The 21565-nt window shown below is 71.5% G+C and carries 22 protein-coding genes, 1 tRNA gene and 2 pseudogenes; 14 read left to right on the forward strand and 11 right to left on the reverse strand.

Going from position 1 to position 21565, the window contains the following annotated elements:
• Positions 1–183 precede the first annotated feature (183 nt).
• Positions 184–944 (forward strand): annotated as a pseudogene (locus tag BUS84_RS22055) (DUF5753 domain-containing protein).
• The gene (locus tag BUS84_RS22060) at positions 935–1126 is read left to right on the forward strand and encodes a DUF397 domain-containing protein (RefSeq protein ID WP_074315230.1); all 192 of its coding nucleotides are present in this window, start codon (positions 935–937) and stop codon (positions 1124–1126) included. Before BUS84_RS22055 ends, BUS84_RS22060 begins: the two are co-directional and overlap by 10 nt.
• Here BUS84_RS22060 and BUS84_RS22065 read toward each other — a convergent pair.
• On the reverse strand, positions 1101–2336 hold the full coding sequence (locus tag BUS84_RS22065; protein ID WP_084757546.1) for an MFS transporter: 1236 nt from the start codon (positions 2334–2336) through the stop codon (positions 1101–1103). The two genes, BUS84_RS22060 and BUS84_RS22065, sit on opposite strands and share 26 nt — an antisense overlap.
• A gap of 34 nt (positions 2337–2370) precedes the next feature.
• On the opposite strand from BUS84_RS22065, the gene BUS84_RS22070 reads away from it, so the two are divergent.
• Together BUS84_RS22070 and BUS84_RS22075 are read left to right on the forward strand one after the other, a co-directional pair.
• Positions 2371–2820: a hypothetical protein gene (locus BUS84_RS22070; protein WP_074315235.1), complete on the forward strand. Its 450-nt coding sequence runs from the start codon at positions 2371–2373 to the stop codon at positions 2818–2820.
• 180 nt (positions 2821–3000) lie between these two features.
• Positions 3001–3555, forward strand: a complete 555-nt coding sequence (locus tag BUS84_RS22075; RefSeq protein WP_074315236.1) for a hypothetical protein — start codon at positions 3001–3003, stop codon at positions 3553–3555.
• 105 nt (positions 3556–3660) lie between these two features.
• On the opposite strand, the gene BUS84_RS22080 is transcribed toward BUS84_RS22075, so the two are convergent.
• A complete protein-coding gene (locus BUS84_RS22080; protein ID WP_244298673.1) occupies positions 3661–5190 on the reverse strand; it encodes a hypothetical protein in 1530 nt (509 codons plus the stop codon).
• A gap of 355 nt (positions 5191–5545) precedes the next feature.
• Here BUS84_RS22080 and BUS84_RS40090 point away from each other — a divergent pair, with 355 nt between their 5' ends.
• Together BUS84_RS40090 and BUS84_RS40095 are read left to right on the forward strand one after the other, a co-directional pair.
• Positions 5546–6034 (forward strand): hypothetical protein, encoded by a 489-nt coding sequence (locus tag BUS84_RS40090; protein WP_342199556.1) that lies wholly within the window; start codon positions 5546–5548, stop codon positions 6032–6034.
• A gap of 106 nt (positions 6035–6140) precedes the next feature.
• A complete protein-coding gene (locus BUS84_RS40095) occupies positions 6141–6683 on the forward strand; it encodes a TetR/AcrR family transcriptional regulator C-terminal domain-containing protein (protein WP_244298674.1) in 543 nt (180 codons plus the stop codon).
• A gap of 16 nt (positions 6684–6699) precedes the next feature.
• Here the strand turns inward: BUS84_RS40095 and BUS84_RS22095 are convergent, their stop codons facing one another.
• On the reverse strand, positions 6700–7332 hold the full coding sequence (locus tag BUS84_RS22095) for a TetR/AcrR family transcriptional regulator (RefSeq protein ID WP_074315240.1): 633 nt from the start codon (positions 7330–7332) through the stop codon (positions 6700–6702).
• Positions 7333–7459: 127 nt separating this feature from the next.
• On the opposite strand from BUS84_RS22095, the gene BUS84_RS22100 reads away from it, so the two are divergent.
• Together BUS84_RS22100 and BUS84_RS22105 are read left to right on the forward strand one after the other, a co-directional pair.
• Entirely contained in the window at positions 7460–8377 is a 918-nt protein-coding gene (locus BUS84_RS22100) for a TIGR03620 family F420-dependent LLM class oxidoreductase (RefSeq protein WP_244298676.1), read from the forward strand.
• Between the two features lie 57 nt (positions 8378–8434).
• Positions 8435–9184 (forward strand): SDR family oxidoreductase, encoded by a 750-nt coding sequence (locus BUS84_RS22105; RefSeq protein ID WP_074315242.1) that lies wholly within the window; start codon positions 8435–8437, stop codon positions 9182–9184.
• Positions 9185–9240: 56 nt separating this feature from the next.
• On the opposite strand, the gene BUS84_RS22110 is transcribed toward BUS84_RS22105, so the two are convergent.
• Positions 9241–9327: transfer RNA gene (locus BUS84_RS22110), tRNA-Ser, on the reverse strand.
• 75 nt (positions 9328–9402) lie between these two features.
• On the opposite strand from BUS84_RS22110, the gene deoD reads away from it, so the two are divergent.
• Both deoD and BUS84_RS22120 read left to right on the forward strand, forming a co-directional pair.
• A complete protein-coding gene (gene deoD, locus BUS84_RS22115) occupies positions 9403–10110 on the forward strand; it encodes a purine-nucleoside phosphorylase (protein WP_074315244.1) in 708 nt (235 codons plus the stop codon).
• 263 nt (positions 10111–10373) lie between these two features.
• A complete protein-coding gene (locus BUS84_RS22120; RefSeq protein ID WP_084757549.1) occupies positions 10374–11294 on the forward strand; it encodes a DUF559 domain-containing protein in 921 nt (306 codons plus the stop codon).
• Between the two features lie 88 nt (positions 11295–11382).
• Here the strand turns inward: BUS84_RS22120 and BUS84_RS22125 are convergent, their stop codons facing one another.
• The 4 genes from BUS84_RS22125 to BUS84_RS22135 all read right to left on the reverse strand — a co-directional run bounded on the left by BUS84_RS22125 (position 11383) and on the right by BUS84_RS22135 (position 13342).
• Positions 11383–11997 (reverse strand): nucleoside deaminase, encoded by a 615-nt coding sequence (locus BUS84_RS22125; protein ID WP_084757550.1) that lies wholly within the window; start codon positions 11995–11997, stop codon positions 11383–11385.
• Positions 11998–12025: 28 nt separating this feature from the next.
• On the reverse strand, positions 12026–12553 hold the full coding sequence (locus BUS84_RS22130) for a tRNA adenosine deaminase-associated protein (RefSeq protein ID WP_074315247.1): 528 nt from the start codon (positions 12551–12553) through the stop codon (positions 12026–12028).
• 117 nt (positions 12554–12670) lie between these two features.
• Positions 12671–12838: a hypothetical protein gene (locus BUS84_RS38690; protein ID WP_167627079.1), complete on the reverse strand. Its 168-nt coding sequence runs from the start codon at positions 12836–12838 to the stop codon at positions 12671–12673.
• Positions 12839–12949: 111 nt separating this feature from the next.
• Positions 12950–13342, reverse strand: a complete 393-nt coding sequence (locus tag BUS84_RS22135) for a hypothetical protein (protein WP_425293461.1) — start codon at positions 13340–13342, stop codon at positions 12950–12952.
• Positions 13343–13406: 64 nt separating this feature from the next.
• On the opposite strand from BUS84_RS22135, the gene BUS84_RS22140 reads away from it, so the two are divergent.
• Complete coding sequence (locus BUS84_RS22140; protein WP_074315249.1) at positions 13407–14171, forward strand: M23 family metallopeptidase; 765 nt, start codon at positions 13407–13409, stop codon at positions 14169–14171.
• 29 nt (positions 14172–14200) lie between these two features.
• On the forward strand, positions 14201–15271 hold the full coding sequence (locus BUS84_RS22145) for a PHP domain-containing protein (RefSeq protein ID WP_074315251.1): 1071 nt from the start codon (positions 14201–14203) through the stop codon (positions 15269–15271).
• Here BUS84_RS22145 and BUS84_RS22150 read toward each other — a convergent pair.
• A pseudogene (locus BUS84_RS22150) lies at positions 15154–16318 on the reverse strand (DMT family transporter); the annotation flags it as partial. The gene BUS84_RS22145 and the pseudogene BUS84_RS22150 overlap by 118 nt on opposite strands.
• 87 nt (positions 16319–16405) lie before the next feature.
• On the opposite strand from BUS84_RS22150, the gene BUS84_RS22155 reads away from it, so the two are divergent.
• Positions 16406–18076 carry a DUF885 domain-containing protein gene (locus tag BUS84_RS22155; protein WP_074315253.1) on the forward strand — a complete coding sequence of 557 codons (1671 nt, stop codon included), beginning with the start codon at positions 16406–16408 and terminating at the stop codon, positions 18074–18076.
• A 59-nt stretch (positions 18077–18135) separates the two neighbouring features.
• On the opposite strand, the gene BUS84_RS22160 is transcribed toward BUS84_RS22155, so the two are convergent.
• Both BUS84_RS22160 and BUS84_RS22165 read right to left on the reverse strand, forming a co-directional pair.
• A complete protein-coding gene (locus tag BUS84_RS22160) occupies positions 18136–19710 on the reverse strand; it encodes a DUF6114 domain-containing protein (RefSeq protein ID WP_074319005.1) in 1575 nt (524 codons plus the stop codon).
• Positions 19711–19787: 77 nt separating this feature from the next.
• On the reverse strand, positions 19788–20411 hold the full coding sequence (locus BUS84_RS22165) for a DUF6230 family protein (protein ID WP_074319006.1): 624 nt from the start codon (positions 20409–20411) through the stop codon (positions 19788–19790).
• Positions 20412–20792: 381 nt separating this feature from the next.
• Between BUS84_RS22165 and BUS84_RS22170 the strand changes: the two genes are divergently transcribed.
• Positions 20793–21536 carry a class I SAM-dependent methyltransferase gene (locus BUS84_RS22170; RefSeq protein ID WP_159451058.1) on the forward strand — a complete coding sequence of 248 codons (744 nt, stop codon included), beginning with the start codon at positions 20793–20795 and terminating at the stop codon, positions 21534–21536.
• Positions 21537–21565 lie beyond the last annotated feature (29 nt).

Below are 21565 nucleotides of genomic sequence, written 5' to 3' on the forward strand. Positions count from 1 at the left end.
GCGGTGGAAGGGGGCCGCCCGGCCTCCCCGCCCGGGCCGCCCCCTGACTGACGCCGACCGCCGGGCTCCTTCGCCTCCACCGGCCGCGCCGTCCTCTGCGGATCACCCTCGCGCGCGTCACCAGACAGATACACCGCGTAGCGATATGGTCGGCAGATATTCGAGACATCCGATGGAGGGGCCGTGAACGACGCGCTTCGGGTGGCGCTCAGCGACACCGGGCACACCACGAGTCCCTCGCCGAGACCGTCGGCGTTGACCCGAAGACCGTGGCGCGCTGGCTGACCGAGGGCCGCATTCCGCATCCTCGGCACCGGTTCGCCGCAGCGGAAGCCCGGGACGTGTCGGACATCTGGCCGGACACATCGAGACGTCGGGACCCCATCTGGTTCCGTCCCTGGCAGGGGATCGAGCGCGAGGCGGTGTCGCTGCGGTCCTACGAGTCGGTGGTTCTGCCGGGCCTACTCCAGACCGAGGCGTACGCCCGCGCCGTGCTCAGCGGCGCGGGCCTGATCCCCCGGGCCGACATCGAGCGGCATCTCACGGTCCGGCTCGCCCGGCAGGGCGTACTCAAACGGGACGACCCGCCGCAGTTCACGGCGGTCATCGACGAGGCCATCCTCCGCCGGCCGGTCGGTGGCCGGTCGACCATGCGCGAGCAGCTGCTCGCCGTGGTCGCGGCCTGCGCCGAGCCGCACATCCGGGTGCACGTGGTGCCCGCCTCGGTCGGCGCCTACGCCGGTCTCAACGGGCCGTTCGTGATCGCCCACAGCCACGACCACCGGGTCGCCGGCTACCTGGACAACCAACTCCAGGGACATCTCGCTAGCGACCCGGAGGACATCGCGGCCATGATGGCGGCGTGGGAGAACGTGCGCGGCGAGGCGCTGTCCCACTGGCAGTCGGTCGATCTAATGGCGGAAGTGGCGGAGACATGGAGCTGAACGGCGCCCGGTGGCGCAAGAGCAGCCGCAGCAGCGGCAACGGTGGCAACTGTGTCGAGGTCGCCGACAACCTGCCCGGCGTGGTGGCCGTGCGGGACTCCAAGGACCCGACCGGTCCGGCGCTCGCCTTCGCGCCGGCGGCCTGGCGCGCGTTCGTCAGCCGGCTCGCTCGGCGGGCCTGACCGAGACCGGCGCGTCCGGTCCGCTCGGCGGGGTAGGCGGGGTGCGGAGGGACCAGAGGGCCAGGGGTACGGCGGCGACCGCGGCGGCCAGCAGGATCAGGCGGTGGTCGACGAGTTCGAGCAGGCTCGCGCCGGCCAGCAGGGCCACGGTGGACGGGCCGAAGGTCAGCGTGTTGACCGTGGACGCCACCCGGCCGACCAGCTCACCCGGCGTCTCGCGCTGCACCGCCGTCCAGACGGTGACCAGCACCAGCGGCACGCCGAGCCCCACCGCGAGCCCGCCGGCGACCACCAGTCCGACCGAGGTCGTGGCCCGCAGGGCCAGCCCGACGGCGAAGACCGCGACGGCTCCGGCCACCACCCGCCGGTCGCCGAAGCGGCGCAGCAGCGATCCGGCGGCCAGGCCGCCGAGGAGGGACCCGACGCCCTGCACGGTGGCGAGCACGCCGTTGAACTCGGGCGGCTGCCCCAGGCCGGCGTCCACGACGGCGTACGCGACGGCGCCGTTGAGCCCCATCAGCACCATGGTCAGGGCGGCGCAGCCGACGATGTGCCGCAGTGCGCGATGCCGGCGCAGGTGTCCCCACCCGTCGGCGAGCTGCCGGCTCCAGCGCTCGGGGCGCCCCGGCGGCTGCTCCCGAACCCGGAGCGACCAGAAGACGATGCCGGCCAGCACGAAGGTGGCCGCGTCCAGCAGCACCACGGGATGCGCGCCGTACGCGGCGAACAGGCCTGCTCCGGCCAGCGGGGCGAGCAGCTTCATCCCCTCGTTGATCGTGGTCCGCAGCCCGTTGAAGTCACCGAGCAGCGGGCCGGACACCACCGCCGGAACCAGCGCGGCCTCGGCCGCGTCGCTCAGCACGAAGCTGATTCCGTACGCGGTCATCACCACGAAGATCAGCCACACCCGGGTCGCCGAGTCGACCAGCAGCAGCACCGGCAGCAGCGCCGCCATCACCGCGTGCAGGACGATCAGCAGCGGCCGTCGGCGGAACCGGTCGGCGAGCAGCCCCAGCAGCGGCCCGACCAGGGTGGGCGCCCACACCCCCAGGGTCACCAGGGCGGCGAGACTGCTCGACCCGCTCAGCTCCTTCACCCAGATGCCGGAGACCAGCAGCATCGCCGCGGTGCCGAAGCCGGACACCAGCACCCCGCCGAGATAGCGGCACGCGTGGCGGTCGGTCAGAACTCTGGCCGTACCCCAGCTCATCGCACCTCCCCCACCAGCGGCAGATTCTGCCGGAGTGGTCGCCGCGGCGGGCATCCAGGCGAGCGCCGCCGCCGACCGGCTGGCATCCATTGATGCCTTAGGGTTGGCCGTGGACGGCTGGAAGCACCGCCCACGCGCGGAGGGAGTCGCAATGGCAACCCGCAGGACCGCGATTGCGGGGATCGTGGGCGTGCTGATGCTGCCTTTCGGGTTCGGTGCCGTGATTGCTGGGCTCGTCGCGTTGCTCGGTGGTCTGCTCAGCTCCGACGACGGACCTGCAACGTGTGATGGAGAGGTCATGCGTCCCACCGACTGGTGCAACGTCGTGCGGGACGGGCGGGGGGAGCTAGTCAGCTACGAGGGAATGGTGCGGCGCAAGGAAAGCAGCCCACGGGACGGGCTGATCATCGGCGGCACCTTCCTCGCCGGAGGAACGGTGCTGCTGCTCGGCGGTCGGTCGCTCCTACGCCGCGACCAACCGTGACCTGACCGGCGGGTGAGCCTTGGCGAGCGGGTCGCGAAGCGGACCGCTGCAACTGTCCCGCGGAACCTCACATGGGTAGGGCCGCACCGACGGCGGGTACCGTCCGGGGATCGACGCGGGCCGGCCCGGAATGCGTCGTACACATGTTCTATCCACAGGCTGTGGACGGCGGAGGGTTCGATGGGTTATCAGCTCAGCGCGGTCGTCGCGGACGCGGAACTGCTCCGCGAGCAGACCGCCGAGCTGGATCACGCGGTGCTCGGTGAGCTGCGCCAGGATTTCGCGCTTCTGCCGGTCACCCCACAGTTGGTGGTGGAGCTGACCGGGTCGCTGCCAGATTTCGCGGTGGACGAGCGGAGTGCCGAGCACCCGTTCGGCCTGGTGTTGTCGCCGGCACTGGTCGAGCTGCTGGCCCGCTGGTCGCAGTCCGGACCGGTGGCGTACCTGGAGGCGGAGTTCGGCGGTGGCGCCGGCTACCAGTCGGCGGCGGTGTGGCTGGGTGGCGCGCTGTCCTGGGGGCCCCGGTTCGACGACGTGCTCAACGGGCCGCGCGGGGAGTGGCCGATCAACATGGCGCTCACCCGGCTCGGCGTCGAGCCGGGCACGTGGATCGACCCGTTCGCCGAGCTGGGGTTGCACCTGGAACGGAACACCGACGGTTGGCTGGCGCACGGGCGGCGTCGGCTCAGCGCCGACTACTGGGACGAGCTTGTCGAGCAGTGGGAAAACCGGTGATCCGCCGAACGGCATCGACCGTCGCCGGCCAGGCCTGACAGCTGGCACTTACGCAGAACGCCCGGCCGGTTCCTGACGGACCGGCCGGGCGTTGCCGTGCACAGCTCAGAACAGCGGGCCGCCACTCTGCGGCCCGGCGATCCGGAGGCCGTAGCGCTGGGGCCAGACGACCTCGGTGCGCAGGGACAGACCGGTCCACGACTTGTTGAGCGGTTCGAGCCCGCCGGTGGCACCGTGGAACGGCATGACGACCCCGGACGGATATCCGGCAGAGTCACCGCCCACCTCTTCCCCGGTCGACGCCACGACGGCGTCGAGCCCGCCGGTGCCGTTGAGGTTCAGCAGAGCGACGGAGGCACCGAAATGGTCTCCGCGCTCGGACCCGCCCGGAATGGCCGGGTGGTTCTGGTCGAATCCCTGCGCACCGCTCCCCGTCAGCCCGGCGGCGGAGCCCTTGAGCAGGGTCAGGCCGCCGGCCTCACCCTGCGAGCCGATGTCCTCGCCGGGGGCGCCGACCAGCACGTCGGCTCTACCGTCGCCGGTCACGTCGCCGACGGCCAGCGCACCACCGAAGCGGTCGTCGTCCCCAGGGTCTCCCGGTACGCCGGCCGTGCGCTGCGTGATGATCTGTGCCCCAGTGGGGGACAGGCCGCCGGAGCGGCCGGTGATGACCGCGACGAGGCCGCCATTGATGTGCGGGGTCTGTGCGCCTGGAGCCCCGGCAACCACCTCGCCCAGCCCGTCGCCGTTCACGTCGCCGATCGCGAGCGTGTCACCCAGGTACCAGGCGATGATGCCGCTCTCATCGTTCGGCCCTACCGCCGCACCCGTGACCGCGGTGGCGCCGGTGGACGACACACCACTGGCCGAGCCCCACATCAGGGTGACCATGCCGGTGCCGTCCCAGGACACGCCGTCGTTCTCGCGAGGAGCGCCGATGACCAGGTCGTTGTAACGGTTGTTGTCGACCTTCCCGATCGCGAGTGTGAAGCCGAACTGGTCGTTGACCTCAGCCCCGCCGGGCACCGCGGCCAGGTCCTGGTGGAGGTGCTGCGCTCCGGTGGCCGTGAGGCCGGTCGATCCACCGAAGAGGACAGTGACCGCGCCCGCGCTCGTCTTGCTGCCGATCGCCTCCCCGTACGCGCCGATGGCGAGGTCCTCGCGGCCATCCCCGTTGATGTCACCGGCCGCGAGGGCGGCGCCGAACTGGTCGTAGCTCTCCGGGCCATCCGGAACGCCCGGCGAATCCTGGCTGAAGTGGACTGCCGAGTCGACCACCAGGCCCGCCCGGCTGCCCGGGATGACCCAGACCGCGCCGGCGTGGGTCCCGGTCCGGGGATCCGCCTCGTCGCTGCTGCCGATCGCCAGGTCGTCGTAACGGTCGCCGTTGAAGTCCCCCGCCACGAGAGCCAGACCGAAACAGAGGCAGCCGCCGTCCGACGGCACGACGCCCATGAGGTAGTCGACCTGCGCGGCCGAAGAGTAGCGCACGGTGACCACACCGGCCGGGCTCAGGGGCACGTTGTAATAGGACGGGTCGCCGCTGGCCGCGATGTCGTCGACGCCGTCGCCGTCGAAGTCGGAGCGGCCGACGCCCGTGCCCCGTACCGGGGTGATCGTCCTCGGCAGCTTCACCCTGTGGTGCTGAAGAACGGCGCCCTCCCGGGTGATGGTCCGGACGCCTTCCGCAGCCTCCGCCGGGACACTGAGTGCCAGGCTGGCCAGAACGGTGGAAACAACTAGAATTGGTGCGCTTCGCTGCATAGAAACCCCGCTTCCGGTAGGCGCCTGGACACCTTAGACGGACGATTGGATTGCCGAAATACGGCGAACGGGCAGGGCAGGCGACAACCGGGCATCCCCCTCGACCGAACCACGCTCCTCAGGCCACCCAGAAATCCGCCGACCGGCAGCAACCCGAACGCCTTGGTTCCGTTGGGGACTGAGGGCTTCCATGAAATTGCGACAATTTGCGTTTATTGCCACGCTGCTGACGGCTGCCTCGATCGCCGGCAGCGGTGTGCAGCCACCGGTCCTGGACGGCCGGCCCGCCGGCAGCGTGGAGATCATCGATCTGAACGGCCTGCGCAACATCGAGTTCGGTGACACCGAGGCCGAGCTGACCCAACGGGGCATCCTGCGTACCGACCTGGACGCCTGCGGCCCGATGCTCGCCGGCCACGACACGGTCAGCCCGGTCTTCGCCGGGGACAAACTGGTGCTGCTGTGGGTCGGAGACCCGATGCGGACACCGGAGGGCATCACGGCGGGCTCACCCGTTGACCAGGTCTGGTCCCGCTATCCGTCGGTCACTCGGCTGCGGGCTCCTCAGGGGAGGTACCGGCTCGACGGGCTGCTCGCCCGCCGCGGGGACCGCGCGTACCTCTTCCTGCACGACGGGCGCACGGTCCGGAAGACCATCGCCGGGTACGCCGACTGGGCCCGCCGCCTCTTCGACGAGGGCGCCGGCCCCTGCTGAACCGGACGTCGAGCGAGTCGGTCCACGTAGGACCGGCCCGCTCGACGCGCCGATCCATGGCATCAGCCGCGGAACGACCACCGCGGGTGAGTTGGACGTGCCGACCATGTCGCTGTACCGGCAGGTCTGCGGCAAGGAACAGCTTCTGCTGCTGATGGCGGACGCGGCCTTCGCCGCACATCGGCTGCCCCACACGTTCCCGCCCGGGTGGCGAGCCCAACTGGAACTGCTGTGCCGGCTCCAGTGGTCGATCTATCGGCGGCATCCCTGGCTGGCCCAGGTCATCTCGCTGACCCGCCCACTCATGGCGCCGCACGCCGTCGCGCACACCGAATGGGCCCTGCGCGCCCTGGCCGGGCACGGCCTGGACCAGCACGACCAGCTCCACCTGGTCGCCGCGCTGACCAACCACGTACGCGGCACCGCCGTGAACCTGGACCGGGAGGCCGAGGCGGAACAGGACACCGGCCTGACCGACGACGAGTGGATGGTGGCCCAGGCCGACGTGTTGACCGCGCTGCTCGCGGCGGGCGAGTTTCCGCAACTGGCCCGGCTCACCCGGTCGGCGGTCGACCTCAACGTCGAGAGCCTCTTCGAATTCGGCCTGCAACGGCTGCTCGATGGGGTGGCTGCGCTGCTCCGACGGTGAGCGCCGGTCGCCGGGCTCAGGCGGTGTCGGTGGCGCGCTCGGGCGGCCGCGCCCCCGACGCGGCGGCGAAACCGGCGAGCGCGATCTCGGCCGCCTCCTGCAGGTCCTCCCGGCTGACCCCGGCGGCGGCGTGCACCGCCTGACCTTCGGTGACGATCATGACGAAGCGGGCGAGCGCGGTCGGGTCGGCGTCGGCGGGTAGGTCGCCTTCGGCGACGGCGCTGGCGAACCGGTCGGCGAGGGCTCGTTCGCCGGCCAGACGGCTGGCGGCGAGGAACCCGGCGACCGGTGCGTTCTCGGTGGAGCAGGCGGTGCCGCCCTGGATCGACAGGCAACCGGCCGGACGGTCGGGCCGGGTCACGGCGAGCACGTTCTCGCGCAGCAGGGTGCCGACGACCTGGTACGCGGTGGGTTGGGCGATCGCGTTCCGGGCGTACCCCATGTCCTGTTCGGCGTAGCGGGCCACGACCTTGCGGAACAGCTCCTCCTTGCCGCCGTAGGCGGCGTAGAGGCTGGGTTTGTTGATGCCCATGGCGGCGGTGAGGTCGCTCACCGACGCGCCCTCGTACCCCTGGCGCCAGAACACCTCCACCGCGCGCTCCAGCGCCGCGTCGGCGTCGAAACCCCGTGGTCGTCCTCTCTGCGGCACGGCTACACCACCTCCCGCCAGCCATGCTACCCGCGGCGCAACCGATCGGTACAGAAATTTGCGGACCGGGCCGGTGGTTGCTACGGTCAGATAAGTACCGCTCGGTACAGAATTCTTGGAGGATGGTGTGACGACTCGACTGAACACCTCGCTGCCTGCGGTCGGGCTCTGGAGCATGGAGCTGCGTGGCGCCGCGAACCCGGCCGTCCGGGATGCGGCGACCGAACTCGACGAGCGGGGCTTCCGGGCGCTGTGGGTGCCCGGCCTCGACGGTCGCGGGGCCGTCGACGACGTCGCACACCTGCTTGCGGCCGCACCGCACGCCACGGTCGCACTGGGTGTGCTGGCGATCTGGGGCCAGGACCCGGTGGCTCTCGGTGACCGGCTGGCCGCGCTGGACGCCACGCACGGGCCCCGGGCGATCTTCGGCTTCGGGGTGAGCAACGCCCACTCCGCCGCCCAGGCGGGCCAGGACTACGGCCGGCCGGTGGAGACGATGGGCCGCTGGCTGGACGCGCTGGACGCCGCGCCCCGGCCGGTTCCCGCCGGGCGCCGCATCCTCGGCGCGCTCGGCCCGAAGATGGCGGACCTCGCCGCCGACCGGACGGCCGGATGGCACCCGTTCCTCGTGACCCCGGACTACACGGCGACGCAGCGGAACCGTGTCGGCGCGCAGCCGTTGGTCGCACCGCACCTGGCCGTCGTCCTCGAAGACGACCCGCAGCGGGCCCGCGCCGCCGCTCGGGCGGGGATCGGCATGTTCATCGGCTTTCCGACCTACCGGGCCAACCTGGCGCGCCTGGGGTTCACCGACGACGACCTGGTCCCCGGCGGCAGCGACCGCCTGATCGACGCCGTGGTCGCCTGGGGTGACCTGGACGCGGTGGCCACGCGCATCCGGGAGCACCTGGACGCGGGCGCGGACCATGTCGCCCTCCACGTGCTGCGCCCCGACGGTCCGGATCGGCCGGCGCTGCCCCTCGCGCAGTGGCGCGACCTGGCGACCCTCCTGCCGAGCTTCGCCTCCACCCCCGCAACCCAATGACCACCGGCCGACCACAGCCCGGCAGGACAAAACGGAAACAGTAGAAGGAGATCCATCGTGGGACAGCTTGACGGCAAGACCGCCCTCGTCACCGGGGGCACCGCCGGCATCGGCCTGGCCGCCGCCCGCCGCTTCGCCGCCGAAGGCGCGTACGTCTTCGTCACCGGCCGGCGCAAGGGCCCGCTGGACGAGGCCGTGACCAGCATCGGCGCCAACGCCACCGGCATCGCCAGTGACGTCAGCAACCTCGACGACCTGGACCGGGTGATGCGGGCGATCGAGGCCCGCGGCGCGGGGCTGGACGTGGTGTTCGCCAACGCCGGGGGCGGCGAGTTCTCCCCACTTGGCTCGATCACGGTCGAGCACTTCGTGAGCACCTTCGACAGCAACGTACGCGGCACCCTCTTCACCGTGCAGAAGGCCCTGCCCCTGCTCAACGAGGGCGCCTCGGTCGTACTGTCCGGCTCGACCGCCGCGGTCAACGGCACCCCGGCGTTCGGCGTCTACGCCGCCTCCAAGGCCGCGATCCGCTCGTTCGGCCGCACCTGGGCCGCCGAGCTGGTCGGCCGGAACATCAGGGTCAACACCCTGATCCCCGGCCCGACCGAGACCCCGGGCGTCGCCGGCCTGGCGCCCAGCCCGGAGGAGGCACCCGGGCTGTTGCAGGCCATCGCCTCGGGCGTGCCCATGCGCCGCATGGCCCACCCGGACGAGATCGCCAACGCCGCGCTCTTCCTCGCCTCCGACCAGAGCAGCTTCATGACCGGCGGCGAGCTCTTCGTCGACGGCGGCCAGCAGCAGCTCTGAGCGAAAACGCCCGGTCGATCCTCGCGGATCGACCGGGCGTTTTCGCATCTCAGGAGCGGTGGCGGAGGGATTTGAACCCTCGGAGGGCGTTAACCCTCACACGCTTTCGAGGCGTGCTCCTTAGGCCGCTCGGACACGCCACCGCCGACGAGGGTACAGGACCCCCGGTTGGGACGCCGAACCGGTATCACCGGCAGCGGCCTGGCAGGATCTTTGCCATGAGTACGCACATCGGCGCGAAGCCGGGAGAGATCGCCGAGCGGGTCCTGATGCCGGGCGACCCGCTGCGGGCCAAGTGGATCGCGGAGACCTACCTCGAGGGCGCCACCTGCTACTCGACGGTCCGGGGCATGCTGGGCTTCACCGGCCGCTGGAACGGCGTCGAGGTCTCCGTCCAGGGCTCCGGCATGGGCATGCCGTCCGCCTCCATCTACGCCCATGAGCTGATCAACGAGTACGGCGTGAAGACGCTGATCCGGGTCGGCTCCTGCGGTGCCCTCAGCACCGACCTCCAACTGCGCGACGTGGTCGCCGCGATCGGGTCGTCCACCGACTCGAACATGAACCGGATGCGCTTCGACGGCTTGATCGACTACGCCCCGGTGGCCGATTTCGGGCTGCTGCGTACCTCGGTCGAGGTGGCCGAGCGCCGCGGCATCACCATGCACGTCGGGCCGATCCTGGCCGCGGACGCCTTCTACACCGACCGGCCGGACCTCTACGACACCCTCGCCGACTACGGCGTGCTGGCGGTGGAGATGGAGTCCGCGGCGCTCTACACGATCGCCGCCCGGTTCAAGGCCCGCGCGCTGACCGTCCTGACCGTCAGCGACCACATCAAGACCGGCGAGAAGACCACCTCCGAGGAGCGCGAGCAGACCTTCAGCCAGATGGTCGAAATCGCCCTGGACACCATCATCGCCTGACCCCCCGCCCCCGCCCGCCGCCCCGCCGTCCCGCCGTCCCGCCCCGCCGCCCCGCCTCGTCGATCTAGGGCATCTCGCTACTAGTGGATCTCCACTTGCGACGACATGCCCTAGATCGACGGTGGCTGGTGGGCGGGGCGGGGGGGTGGGGCGGGTAGCACGGGGGTGGAGCTCATGGGGGTTGTCCACAGGTCGGGGGGTTATCCACAGGTGTCGGCGGTGGGTGAGCGCAGCGACGGCGAGCGGGGGCAGCGTTCCCCGTCGTGGACCTCTACTCGCAGGCGGCTGAGCTACCCTGGCGGATCCCGATCGACCTTCAGCCGACCCGCTACCGCCAGCTACTGGATGCGGGGTTGTCGCCGAGCGCGATCCGGTGGCGCTCAAACAGAGGGCGACTGCACCGGCCGTACCACGGCAGGTACATCGCCGGCCCGGACGTGCCCGGGCTGTCGGGGCGGGCCCGAGCCGCACTGATGGACAACCCGGAAGCTGTGCTCGGCTTTCACAGCGCTGCCCAACTCCACGGCTTCGGGATTGCACCGACCGACAACGTTCACCTGCTCACGCCCGCGGGAAGGCCCTTCCCGCAACGGCGCGGGATCACCTCACACCAGACAGTCTTGTCGACTGCTCCACCCGTCTTCATCCTTGGCCTGCCCTGTGCGAGAGCACCCCGCGTCGCCGTTGATCTGGCCCGTACGCTCCCCCGGCTCGACGCCCTGCCGGTCCTCGACGCCGCGCTCTTCGCCGGTGCGGTGACACCGGAGGAACTGCTCGTCGAGGTGAGCCGGCACGATGGTCTACGTGGTGTGCGACAGGCTCGCGAACTGGTGGCGATCGCGGACGGGCGCGCGGAGTGCAGGCAGGAGACCGAACTCCGTCTGCTCCTCATTGACGCCGGCATCAGGGATTTCGTACCCCAGTTGCCGGTGCGCGACGGCACAGGTCGTGTCCGGTGCCGCCTCGACCTGGGCGATCCATGCCGCATGATCGCCGCGGAGTACGACGGCTCCTCCCACCTCAACCGCCACGCTCTGCGGCGGGACCGATCCCGCCACAACTGGCTGGAGCAACAGGGGTGGGCCATGCGCTACTTCACCGCCGCAGACCTGTACCACTCCCCGGAAAACGTCCTCTCCACCATCACCACCGCCCGTCGATCTAGGGCAAATCGTCGCACATAGAGATCAACTAACGCTGATCTGCCCTAGATCGACGTGTAGGAGGGGGCGAGAGGGGCGGCGCAAAGGGGGCGGCGCAAGGGGGGTGGGGTCAGCGGAAGAAGGCTCGTAGGACGGCTGCGGTTTCGGTCTCCAGAACGCCGCCGTAGACCTCAGGGCGGTGGTTGAGCCGGCGGTCGCGCAGCACGTCCCACAGTGAGCCGGCCGCGCCGGTCTTCGGCTCCCAGGCACCGAAGACGACGGTGGAGACCCGGGCCAGCACCAGCGCTCCCGCGCACATGGTGCACGGCTCCAGGGTGACCACCAGGGTGCAGTCGTCCAGCCGCCACCGGCCGGCCCGTTCGGCGCCCCGGCGCAGCGCCAGCACCTCGGCGTGGGCGGTGGGGTCGCCGGTCAGCTCCCGTTCGTTGCGTCCGATCGCCAGTTCGGTCCCGTCCGGGCCGTAGAGCACCGCGCCCACCGGCACGTCGTCCACGTCGGCAGCGCCCGCGTCGTCGACGGCGGGGCCGGTGACCGCGACCTCCAGGGCTCGGCGCATCCACAGCTCGTGCTGCTGGCGCCGGCCGACGTCGTCCGGGTCGGCCAACCCCTCGTGGGCGCCCGGTCCGGCGCGGCCCACCGCGCCGGGGGTCGGCTGCCCCGGCCGGATCGTTTCGAGCCGAGGATCGGTGGCGTCGGCAGGCTCCCCACCGCCGACGGGCGGCATCCCACCGCCCGATCCCGATCCGGCGGGATCAGACCTCACGCAGGTCCTCGACCTCGTCGGCGCAGCCGAGCACCTCGCAGATCTCGGCAGTGACATCGGCCGGCAGCATCCCCTCTTGCGTGCACAGGTTCAGCAGTTTCTGCGCGGAAATGCCCAGGTTGGCCAGCAGGTCGGCGTCGCCCACCGGGTCGGCCTCCGGGTCGACGGCGGGCTGCTCGCTCTCCTCGTCGCCGCTGGCCGCCGGGCGCGGCTCGTCGCCGTCGTCGAGCCCGGTGACCGAGGTCTTCAGATCACCGACCAGCAGCGAACCCAGCCGGGACTCCTCGGCGAACGCGGAGTCCGATCCGAACACCCGCAGGTCCTCGCCCTCGTCGAGGCGCAGGATCACCAGGTAGGCGTCGTCCGCCTCGACGAAGAGCAGCGAGATGTCGGCCTCCTGGTCGACGTCACGCAGCCGGTCGGCGACCTCGTCGATGTCGGTGGCGCCGCGCAGGCTGACCTCTGCGGCGGTCCAGCCGCTGTCATCGCGCACCACGGCCGCAGCGAAGTACGACACGGTCCCCCCAATAGCCCTCGGCACTGCGCCGACTCGTTACGCGTGCACGTTAGCCGGTCGGGTCGGCAGGCGACCGGTCAACGCCCCGACAGGCCGGTCATTCCTGACAAAGTCGGATCAGCCGGCTACCCGACGGCGGGTGGCGATGAGCTGGCGCAGACGCTCGGTGCGCAGACGCTGGGGCCGGTTGCGCTGGCGTACCGCCCGGGCACCCGCCAGCTCGGCGAGCAACTGCAGGCGGCGGCGGCTTCGATCGGGGTCCTGCCGCGGGGTGGTCCAGGCCATGGTGCCGAGCGTGCCGAGTCTCGGCGGCCACGTCAAGACGGCGTTCGCTACGCAGCCAACCGGGCACGCGGCGCAGTCACCGGCGACCAGATCCGGGGCTCGCCGGCCCGGTCACCACAGCGGCCAGTCACCACCGGTCGCCCATCGGACCGCCACCACGGCGGCGGCGATGCTCCAGCCACCGGCGGTGACGATGGCGACCCCGGTGGCCACTCCCCGGTCGCCGAAGCGCACGAGCACCAGGGCGGTCAGCCAGGCCAGCAGACCGGCCACCACCGTCCACCACGCGTAGCTGGCCACGTCGGTGCCGAGCAGACCGAACAACACTAGCCACGCGGCTGCCGCACCGCCGCCGGCGGCGACACCACCGCCGGTGACCGGGTGCGGTTCGCGGTAGGTGGGGCGGGTCGGTGGCCCGGCCGGAAAGAGCCCCGAAGGGGTACGCGACGCCGGGCGTGCGACGGCGCCGGGATCCGGGCCGGGATCGGGCCGGGCGATGGCCACCGTCGCTGCCCCTCCCTCACTCGCGTCGCTCGTGCCCACGGTACCGGTCTGCCAGGATGACCGGATGCCCTCGCCGACGATCGGCCGCCGCACGCGTCCGGCGTACCCGATCCTGCTGCTGCTCGCCCCGGTGCTGGCCGCCGGCTGTGCGACCACCCGGCCTGGAGTGCCGCCGGACGGCGCCGCGCCGACGCCGCCGGCGGTCTGGGCGACCGACGAGCAGCCGGCGGCACCGTCGGCCGCGACGGCACCGACCGGCCCCGCCCGCCCGGCGCCGTCGTCAGCCGGGCCGCCGGCGACCGCACCCCGCGCCGGGCTGCGGCACGTCTTTCCGGTACGCGCCGACGACGTCGCCTATCACCCGACGCACGGCGCTTACCCGGCGACGGACATCTTCGCCGACTGCGGTGAGCCGTTCGTCGCGGTGACCGACGGGACGGTGGTCGAGGTGAGCCGCACCGACCGGTACGACAAGCGCGGGCCGCAGGGTCCGGAGAACGGGGGCCTGTCGGTCGCGCTGCTCGGCGACGACGGGGTGCGGTACTACGGCTCGCACCTGAGCGTGGTGACGACCGGCGTCGACGCCGGGGTCCGGGTGCGCGCCGGGCAGCAGCTCGGCAAGGTGGGCCGCACCGGCAACGCGAACAACGTCTGCCATGTGCACTTCGGCATCTCGCCGCCGTGCCCGGGCAGGGACGGCTGGTGGATTCGGCGCGGGGTGCTCTGGCCGGCGCGCTACCTGGACTCCTGGAAGCGTGGCGGCAATCGGGAACCGGCCGCCGAGGTGACCGCGTGGCAGCGCAAACACGGCTGTCCGAAGGCTCCCTGACGGGCCCCGCAACGGCTAGGTTCGGTGGGATGAAGGCCCGGGACCCCATCGCCGACCTGCGCCGGATCGCGTTCCTGCTGGAGCGGGCGAACGAGGCCACCTACCGGGTGCGGGCGTTCCGGTCGGCGGCCAAGGCGCTGGCCGGCCTGCCGGCGGCCGAGGTGACCGAGCGGGCCGGCAACGGCACGCTCACCAAGTTGGCCGGGGTCGGTGACGTCACGGCCCGCTGCGTGGCGGAGTCGCTGGCCGGTGAGGAGCCGGTCTACCTGCGCCGGCTGGTGGCCACCGAGGGCAGCGACCTGGACGCCGAGGCGACGGCGCTCCGCGTCGCGTTGCGCGGCGACTGTCACACCCACTCGGACTGGTCCGACGGCGGCTCGCCGATCGAGGAGATGGCGCTGGCCGCGGTGGAGCTGGGCCACGAGTACATGGTGCTGACCGACCACTCGCCCCGGCTGAAGGTGGCCCGGGGGCTGACCGCCGATCGGCTGCGCCGTCAGCTCGACCACGTGGCGCAGGTCAACGCGGCGCTGCCGGAGGGTTTCCGGATTCTGACCGGGATCGAGGTGGACATCCTCGCCGACGGCTCGCTGGATCAGGACGAGGAGCTGCTGGCCCGGCTGGACGTGGTGGTCGGCTCGGTGCACAGCGGCCTGAACGACGAGCGGGCGAAGATGACCCGGCGGATGCTGACCGCGGTCGCCAACCCTCACCTGGACATCCTCGGTCACTGCACCGGCCGGATGGTGTCGTCCCGCCCGGCCGGGGTGACCGGGCCGGGCGACCGGGGGCACCGGGCCCGGATCCGGGGGGAGAGCGACTTCGACGCGGACGCGGTTTTCGCCGCCTGCGCGGAGCACGACACCGCCGTCGAGATCAACTCGCGGCCGGAGCGGCAGGACCCGCCGAAGCGGCTGATCCGCCGCGCCCTGGAGGCCGGCTGCCGGTTCGCGATCAACACGGACGCGCACGCGCCCGGCCAGCTCGACTGGCAGCGGTTCGGCTGCGAGCGGGCCGCCCGCTGCGGCGTCCCCGCCGATCGGGTGGTCAACACCTGGTCGGCGAAACAACTCGTGGAGTGGGCCGGCGACCGGTCCTGAGCCGGCCGAGCCTCAGCGGCTGACCGGTTCCGCAGCGGGGGCGGCGGGCGCACCGATGCCGGCCACCGGTCGTGGCCGCCGCCGGCCGAGCACGCCCTGCGAGACCGCGACCCCCAGCAGCACGATCAGCGCGCCGACCGGCTGGTGCCAGTTGAGCCGCTCATCGAGCGCCACGGCCCCGATCAGCACCGCGAAGATCGGGATCAGGTAGGTGACGGTGGACGCGGTGCTCGCCCCGGCCACCCGGATGTTGCGCATGTTGATCACGAAGGCGAGCCCGGTGCCGAGCGCGCCGAGGGTCAGCACGCTGGCCACCACCGTCGCCGACAGGTCGGTGGGCAGCGGCGGCGCACCCGCGACGAACGGGGTGACGATGGCCAGCTGGCCGGCGGCGAGCAGCAACTGTGCCGCGGAGAGCGACAGCCCGGAGTGGGTGCTGCCCGCGATGAACCGCTTCTGGTACGGGATGGCGAGGCCGTAGCAGGCGGCCGCGCCGAAGCACATCAACTGCCCGGTGAAGTGTGCCCCGCCGATGCCCTCCCAGACCCCGAGCACCACGAGCACGCCCAGAAAGCCCAGCCCGAGCCCGACCGCGCGACGCACGGTCAGCCGCTCGGTGCGGAAGACCAGCACCGCCAGCGGCAGCACGATCAGCGGTGTGGTGGCGTTCCAGATGCCGGCGAGCATCGACTCGACCCGCTGCTCGCCGTAGCCGAAGAGGGTGAACGGCACGGCCACGCCGAACGCGGCGACCACGAACAGATGCGCCCAGACCCGGGGCTCGCGGGGCAGCCGGTCGCGCAGCGCCGCGAGCACCACCAGCAGGGTCAGCGCGCCGGCGACGACCCGGTAGAGGGTGAGCTGGACCGGGTGCAGCTCGGCCACCCCGACCTTGATGAACAGGAAGCTGGAGCCCCAGATGGCGGCCAGGGCGATGAATCCCGGAAGCCAGGCGCGCAACGGCGCCTTGTCAGGAGTGATGTCGGTGTTCACCCCTGACACTCTGCCGGAGGCGTACGACAAAGTCGCGCGACTTTCGGACAACATCTCCGACCACCACGGTGCCGCCAACCGCTGGCTGAACACGACAAACGTCGTCGACACCGGGGCGGGTTGGTCACGTAGGGTCGCACCGTGGGACGAATCGATGAACTCGCCAACCGCTACGTGGCCGAATGGGCGCCGTTGAGCCCGACCGGCGCCACCTACGTCGGCATCGCCGGCCATGACGACCAACTGGACGACCTCTCACCCGAGGGTTACCGGGCACGCGCAGAGCTGACCCGCCGGACGCTCTCCGAGCTGGAGGTGACCGAGCCGGACACCGAGGCGGAACGGACCGCCAAGGAGGCCATGCAGGAACGGCTCGGCCTGGACCTGGCCCGGTACGAGGCCGGCGAGACGACGAGCGAAATCAGCGTGATCGAGAGCGGGCTGCACGAGATCCGCATGGTGTTCGACCTGATGCCGACCACGACGGCCGACGAGCAGGCCAACATCGCGGCCCGACTCAACGGCTTCGCCGGCGCGCTGGAGGGTTACAAGACCACCCTGCGCGAGGCGCTCGCCGCCGGCCAGGTCAGCTCGAAGGTGCAGCTGGTCGAGGTGGCCAAGCAGTGCGACATCTGGACCGACCCGACCGGGGACAACTTCTTTCACGGGCTGGTCGAGCGACTGGGCGCGGACGGCACGCTCGGCGCCGAGCTGCGCCGGGGCGCGGCGGCGGCCACCGCGGCGACCGCGGAGTTCGGCCAGTTCCTGCGCGCCGAACTGGCGCCGCACGGGCGGGACAAGCAGGCCGCCGGGCGGGAACGCTACGAACTCGCCTCGCAGTACTTCCTCGGCGCCAAGGTCGACCTGGACGAGACGTACGCCTGGGGCTTCGCGGAGTTGGCCCGCCTGGAGGCGGAGATGCGAGTCGTCGCCGGGCGCATCGCGGGTCCCGGCGCCAGTGTCGACGAGGCCGTGGCCGCGCTGGACGCCGACCCGGCGCGGACCATCCAGGGCAAGGAGGCGTTCCGGGACTGGATGCAGGCGCTCGCCGACAAGGCGATCAGTGAGCTGCACGGCACCCACTTCGACATCCCGGAGCAGGTCCGCCGGATCGAGTGCTGCCTCGCTCCGACCAGCGACGGCGCCATCTACTACACCGGGCCGAGCGAGGACTTCTCCCGCCCGGGTCGCATGTGGTGGGCCGTGCCGCAGGGCATCACCGACTTCTCCACCTGGCGGGAGGTGACCACGGTCTACCACGAGGGCGTGCCCGGTCATCACCTCCAGGTGGCGCAGACCGCGGTCCGCGCCGACCTGCTCAACCGCTGGCAGCGGCTGCTCTGCTGGGTCTCCGGGCACGGCGAGGGGTGGGCGCTCTACTCGGAGCGGCTGATGGACGAACTGGGCTACCTGGAGGACCCGGGCGACAAGCTGGGCATGCTCGACGGCCAGGCGATGCGCGCGGCCCGGGTGATCGTCGACATCGGCATGCACCTGGAGCTGGAGATCCCGAAGGACAACCCGTTCGGCTTCCACCCGGGCGAGCGGTGGACGCCGGAGCTGGGCTGGGAGTTCATGCGGGCCCACTGCCGGGTGCCGGACGAGAACCTGCGCTTCGAGCTGAACCGCTACCTGGGCTGGCCGGGGCAGGCGCCCTCGTACAAGGTCGGTGAGCGGATCTGGCTCCAGGCCCGCGAGGACGCCAAGGCCCGCAAGGGCGCGGACTTCGACCTGCGGGAGTTCCACCGGCAGGCGTTGGACCTGGGCGCACTGGGCCTCGACCCGTTGCGCAAGGCGCTGGCCCGACTCTGACCCGTCACCGCCCCTCGCCGGTACGACGTCCGGCGAGGGGCGGTGCGGCTCCGGTCCGCTCAGCCGAGGCTCAGTGCCAGCGTCGGCCGGGCGGTCAGCGTGTCACTGCTGATGTACGCCAGGTCCATGACGGGCTCGGTGAACGTGATCGAGAAGGGCAGGGTGACCGGGATGCCGCCCGGCAACGGCAGGTCCGGAGTCAGAGTCAGCTTGACACCGAGCAGCTTGCCGACGAACCGGGTGGCATAGAAGGCCACGTCACCGCGCACGGTGAGCCGGTCGGTCGCGTACCGCTGGCTGCGCCCGTCGGGACCGTCCGCGCGCAGCAGGAAGTCGTCGGTCACCGCCTCCCGCATGCTGAACTTCAGCACCTCGAGGTAGCCCTTCTCGGACTGCAGCTCAGTGATCCCTTCGAACCGTAGCCCGGTCATGGTCACCGAGGACCCGGTGAGCTTGGACGGCGTCTGCGCCACCTTCGGCAGGCCTGGATCGGCTGCGATGCGCGGCAACGGCTTGCCCGGTTCCACGGTGCCCGGCTTGCCCGGTCGGCCCGGAGTCGACGGCGGGCACGCGGTGGCCCCCGGGCGGGACGGCCCGGTCGGCTTCGCCGTCGGCGTGCCGGTCGGGCTCGCCGACGGCGTGGCGGTCGGGCTCGCCGACGGGGTCGCGGTGTCCTTCCCGCGTCCGCCGGTGAAGAGGTCCCCGATCCCGTCCAGAATGTCGGTGATCAGGTTGCCGTCCGAGCTGCGCTCCGGCTCCGGGCTCGGGCTGGCCGTCGGTGTCGCCGTGGGCCCGCTCCGGCTCGGCGACGGGGTGACGGCCCGGGACGGGGTGGGACAGGCGGTCGTGGTGGGCCGGCTCGGGGCCGCCTGCACGGGTCGGGGCTGGGTGGCCAGTCCGGCGGCGGCGAGGCCGAGCAGCACCAGGGCGACGCCGAAGGTACGCGGATCAATGGAGCGTCCCGGCCACTCGGGCGGCGCCCCGGCGTCGGCCGGCCTGGTCGAGGCGCTGGTTGGCGCCGGCACAGCAGTGGCCGTCGACTGATCCAGCCGTGCGTGGGCCCCGCCGGCCCGCTCCGCTCCGGCCCGCTCCGGGTCGACCGGCTCCGGGTCGACCGGCTCGACGTCGGCCTGCTCGACTCCGTCCTGTTCCACGTCGAACCGCTCCGCATCGGCCTGCTCGGCGTCGGACTGCTCCGCATCGGACTGCTCCGCATCGGACTGTTCGGCGGCGGGCGGAGCCGGTCGGGTGGGCGTCCAGGCGAAGGCGAGTGCGCTGCCGACCATGCCGAGCAGCAGACCGACGAAGAAGCCGCCGAGGTTGAGCCCGATCAGTGAGTAGACGGTGGTGACGGCCGTGACGACCGAGTAGAAGAGCCGCTGCGCCGGGCTGAGCCAGAGCAGCAGGCCACAGGTCACCAGGATGACCGGGATCAGCAGCGAGAGCAGGCCGGTGGCTCCGCTGTGGAAGCTCAGGCCGTTCAGCGTCATCCGGGTGGAGGCGAACATCTCCACCCCGGCCAGGACGGTGAACATACCGCCCCAGAACGGTCGGCTCCGCTGCCAGCGGCGGAAGATCCGCCACGCCTGAGCCGGATCGCCGGGCCGGGCGTGGGACGGGTTGTCGGTTGTCACGTACTCCTCCTGGCGGAGCGGGGACGGGGACACGGACGTGGCCCGCCGCGGTCGGCCACCGCGGGCCACGCCTCAGCTCAGAAGCACTCCTTGTCCTTGGCGTCGTCGCCCACGTTGACCTTCAGCCGGAGTCCGACCAGGTTGAAGGTGGCCGCCGTGGTGTACCGCGACACCTGCCGGAGGTTGGTGATGGTGATGTGGTCGGAGTTCTGACCGAACGAACCGGCCTTCGCCGTCGGGTTCAGGTCGGTCGCGTCCCGACCGATCTTGATGTTGGTGAACGTCGCGTTGCCGTTCAACGAGTCCATCGCGATCAGCAGGTCCTTGGCCCGGGCGGGGTCCTTGCCCTCACCGGCGTTGATGGTGAGCACCACCGGCAGGCCGGGCAGGTCGGCGCGGACGGACTGGCAAAGGCTGTACAGCTCGGCGCTGCTGATCTCGGAGAGGGCGATCGGGTGGACCTCGCCGGCCTTGCCGTCCTTGCCCTTCTCCCGGACGATGCCGCCGTACTGCTTGAAGCCGTCGCCCTCGAGGCGCTCGGCGCCAATCTTGAACGTCTGTCCGGACACGGTGATGTCGGAGGCGATCGCGCCGGTCGACATCCCGAACAGGATGGCGCCGGCGGCGGCCGTGGCGGGCACCATCATGGCGGCGAACCGCCGCCACCGGGTACGGCCCTGATTGTCAAACCGATCCTGCACGGGTTCCTCCTCAGGCGGATGCGCGCGGGTGGCCGGTTCCGGACTGGCGGCCCGCACCGGGCCCGTCACCTGTTACCGGCGGGTAACGATCGAGCCTGATCGTGCACCCGTCGCGGTGCAGCTCACAACCCCCTGATTACCCGGCAGTAACAGGCGGTTGATCGAGCGGCAGCACGGCGTCACGATGGGTCAATGAATTCACGGCCAAGAGCAGCCGAATCAGTAACAAATCCGCCCTTAACCCATGGTCAGACAACAGAGAGTCACTGACGCATCGACCGATTACAATCACGTAACGAATGTAAAGTACGCAGGCACGCGGGACCGATCCGGTACCGCGCGGCCCCCCTCTGCCACAGCTGGATGGCTATGCTCTGCGGCGTGCCGCTGATCGATTACTACGGCCCGCAGGGCTGGGGCAGCCAGTCACCCCCGTTGCGGCAACGCCAGCACGTCGCGACCGACCTGATCTTCGCCGCGATAGCCGCCGACCCGGCAGCGCAGACCGCCGTCCTCGATGTCGGATGCGGCGACGGCAGTTTCCTGGCCCATCTCGCTTCCAGTGCCCCCGACCGGGACATCCGTTGGATCGGGATCGACTACTCGGAGCACCAACTCGCCCGGGCGGCCGAACTGCCGTACGAGTTCCACCGCTGCGACCTCGGCGACGGCCTACCCTTCCCGGACGCCTCGATCGACCTGGTGCACGCGGGTGAGGTGCTCGAGCACCTGTACGACCCCGACCACCTGCTGGAGGAGTGCGCGCGCGTGCTCCGCCCGGGCGGCCACCTCGTCATCACCACGCCGAACCTGCAGGCCTGGTACAACCGGGCGCTCTTCCTGGCCGGAGTCCAGCCGATCTTCTACGAGACCTCCACCCGGTCGACCGAGGTGGGCGCTGGGCCACTGCGTCGCCTCAAGACCGACACCATGCCGGTCGGGCATCTACGCCTGTTCAACCGCACCGCGCTGCTCGACCTGCTGCGTCGCGAAGGGTTCGAGCCAGTCACACTGCGGGGCGCGGGGTTCCACGGGGTCCCGTCGAGCATGGCCTGGTTGGACGCGGCCATGTGCCGGCGACCGTCTCTCGCCTCGATCCTCGTGGTGCTGGCCGTCAAGCGGTGAAAAGCAGTTCGGTGGGCCCGGCGAACCGG

It is taken from the genome of Micromonospora cremea (genome assembly GCF_900143515.1).
Lineage (GTDB): Bacteria > Actinomycetota > Actinomycetes > Mycobacteriales > Micromonosporaceae > Micromonospora > Micromonospora cremea.

What these genes read in the sequence shown, in the direction of transcription:
- BUS84_RS22060 (WP_074315230.1), top strand. Translation starts at nt 935, where the DNA reads ATGGAGCTGAACGGCGCCCGGTGGCGCAAGAGCAGCCGCAGCAGCGGC.
- BUS84_RS22065 (WP_084757546.1), bottom strand. Translation starts at nt 2,336, where the DNA reads ATGAGCTGGGGTACGGCCAGAGTTCTGACCGACCGCCACGCGTGCCGC.
- BUS84_RS22075 (WP_074315236.1), top strand. Translation starts at nt 3,001, where the DNA reads ATGGGTTATCAGCTCAGCGCGGTCGTCGCGGACGCGGAACTGCTCCGC.
- BUS84_RS40095 (WP_244298674.1), top strand. Translation starts at nt 6,141, where the DNA reads ATGTCGCTGTACCGGCAGGTCTGCGGCAAGGAACAGCTTCTGCTGCTG.
- deoD (WP_074315244.1), top strand. Translation starts at nt 9,403, where the DNA reads ATGAGTACGCACATCGGCGCGAAGCCGGGAGAGATCGCCGAGCGGGTC.
- BUS84_RS22125 (WP_084757550.1), bottom strand. Translation starts at nt 11,997, where the DNA reads ATGCCGCCCGTCGGCGGTGGGGAGCCTGCCGACGCCACCGATCCTCGG.
- BUS84_RS38690 (WP_167627079.1), bottom strand. Translation starts at nt 12,838, where the DNA reads ATGGCCTGGACCACCCCGCGGCAGGACCCCGATCGAAGCCGCCGCCGC.
- BUS84_RS22140 (WP_074315249.1), top strand. Translation starts at nt 13,407, where the DNA reads ATGCCCTCGCCGACGATCGGCCGCCGCACGCGTCCGGCGTACCCGATC.
- BUS84_RS22145 (WP_074315251.1), top strand. Translation starts at nt 14,201, where the DNA reads ATGAAGGCCCGGGACCCCATCGCCGACCTGCGCCGGATCGCGTTCCTG.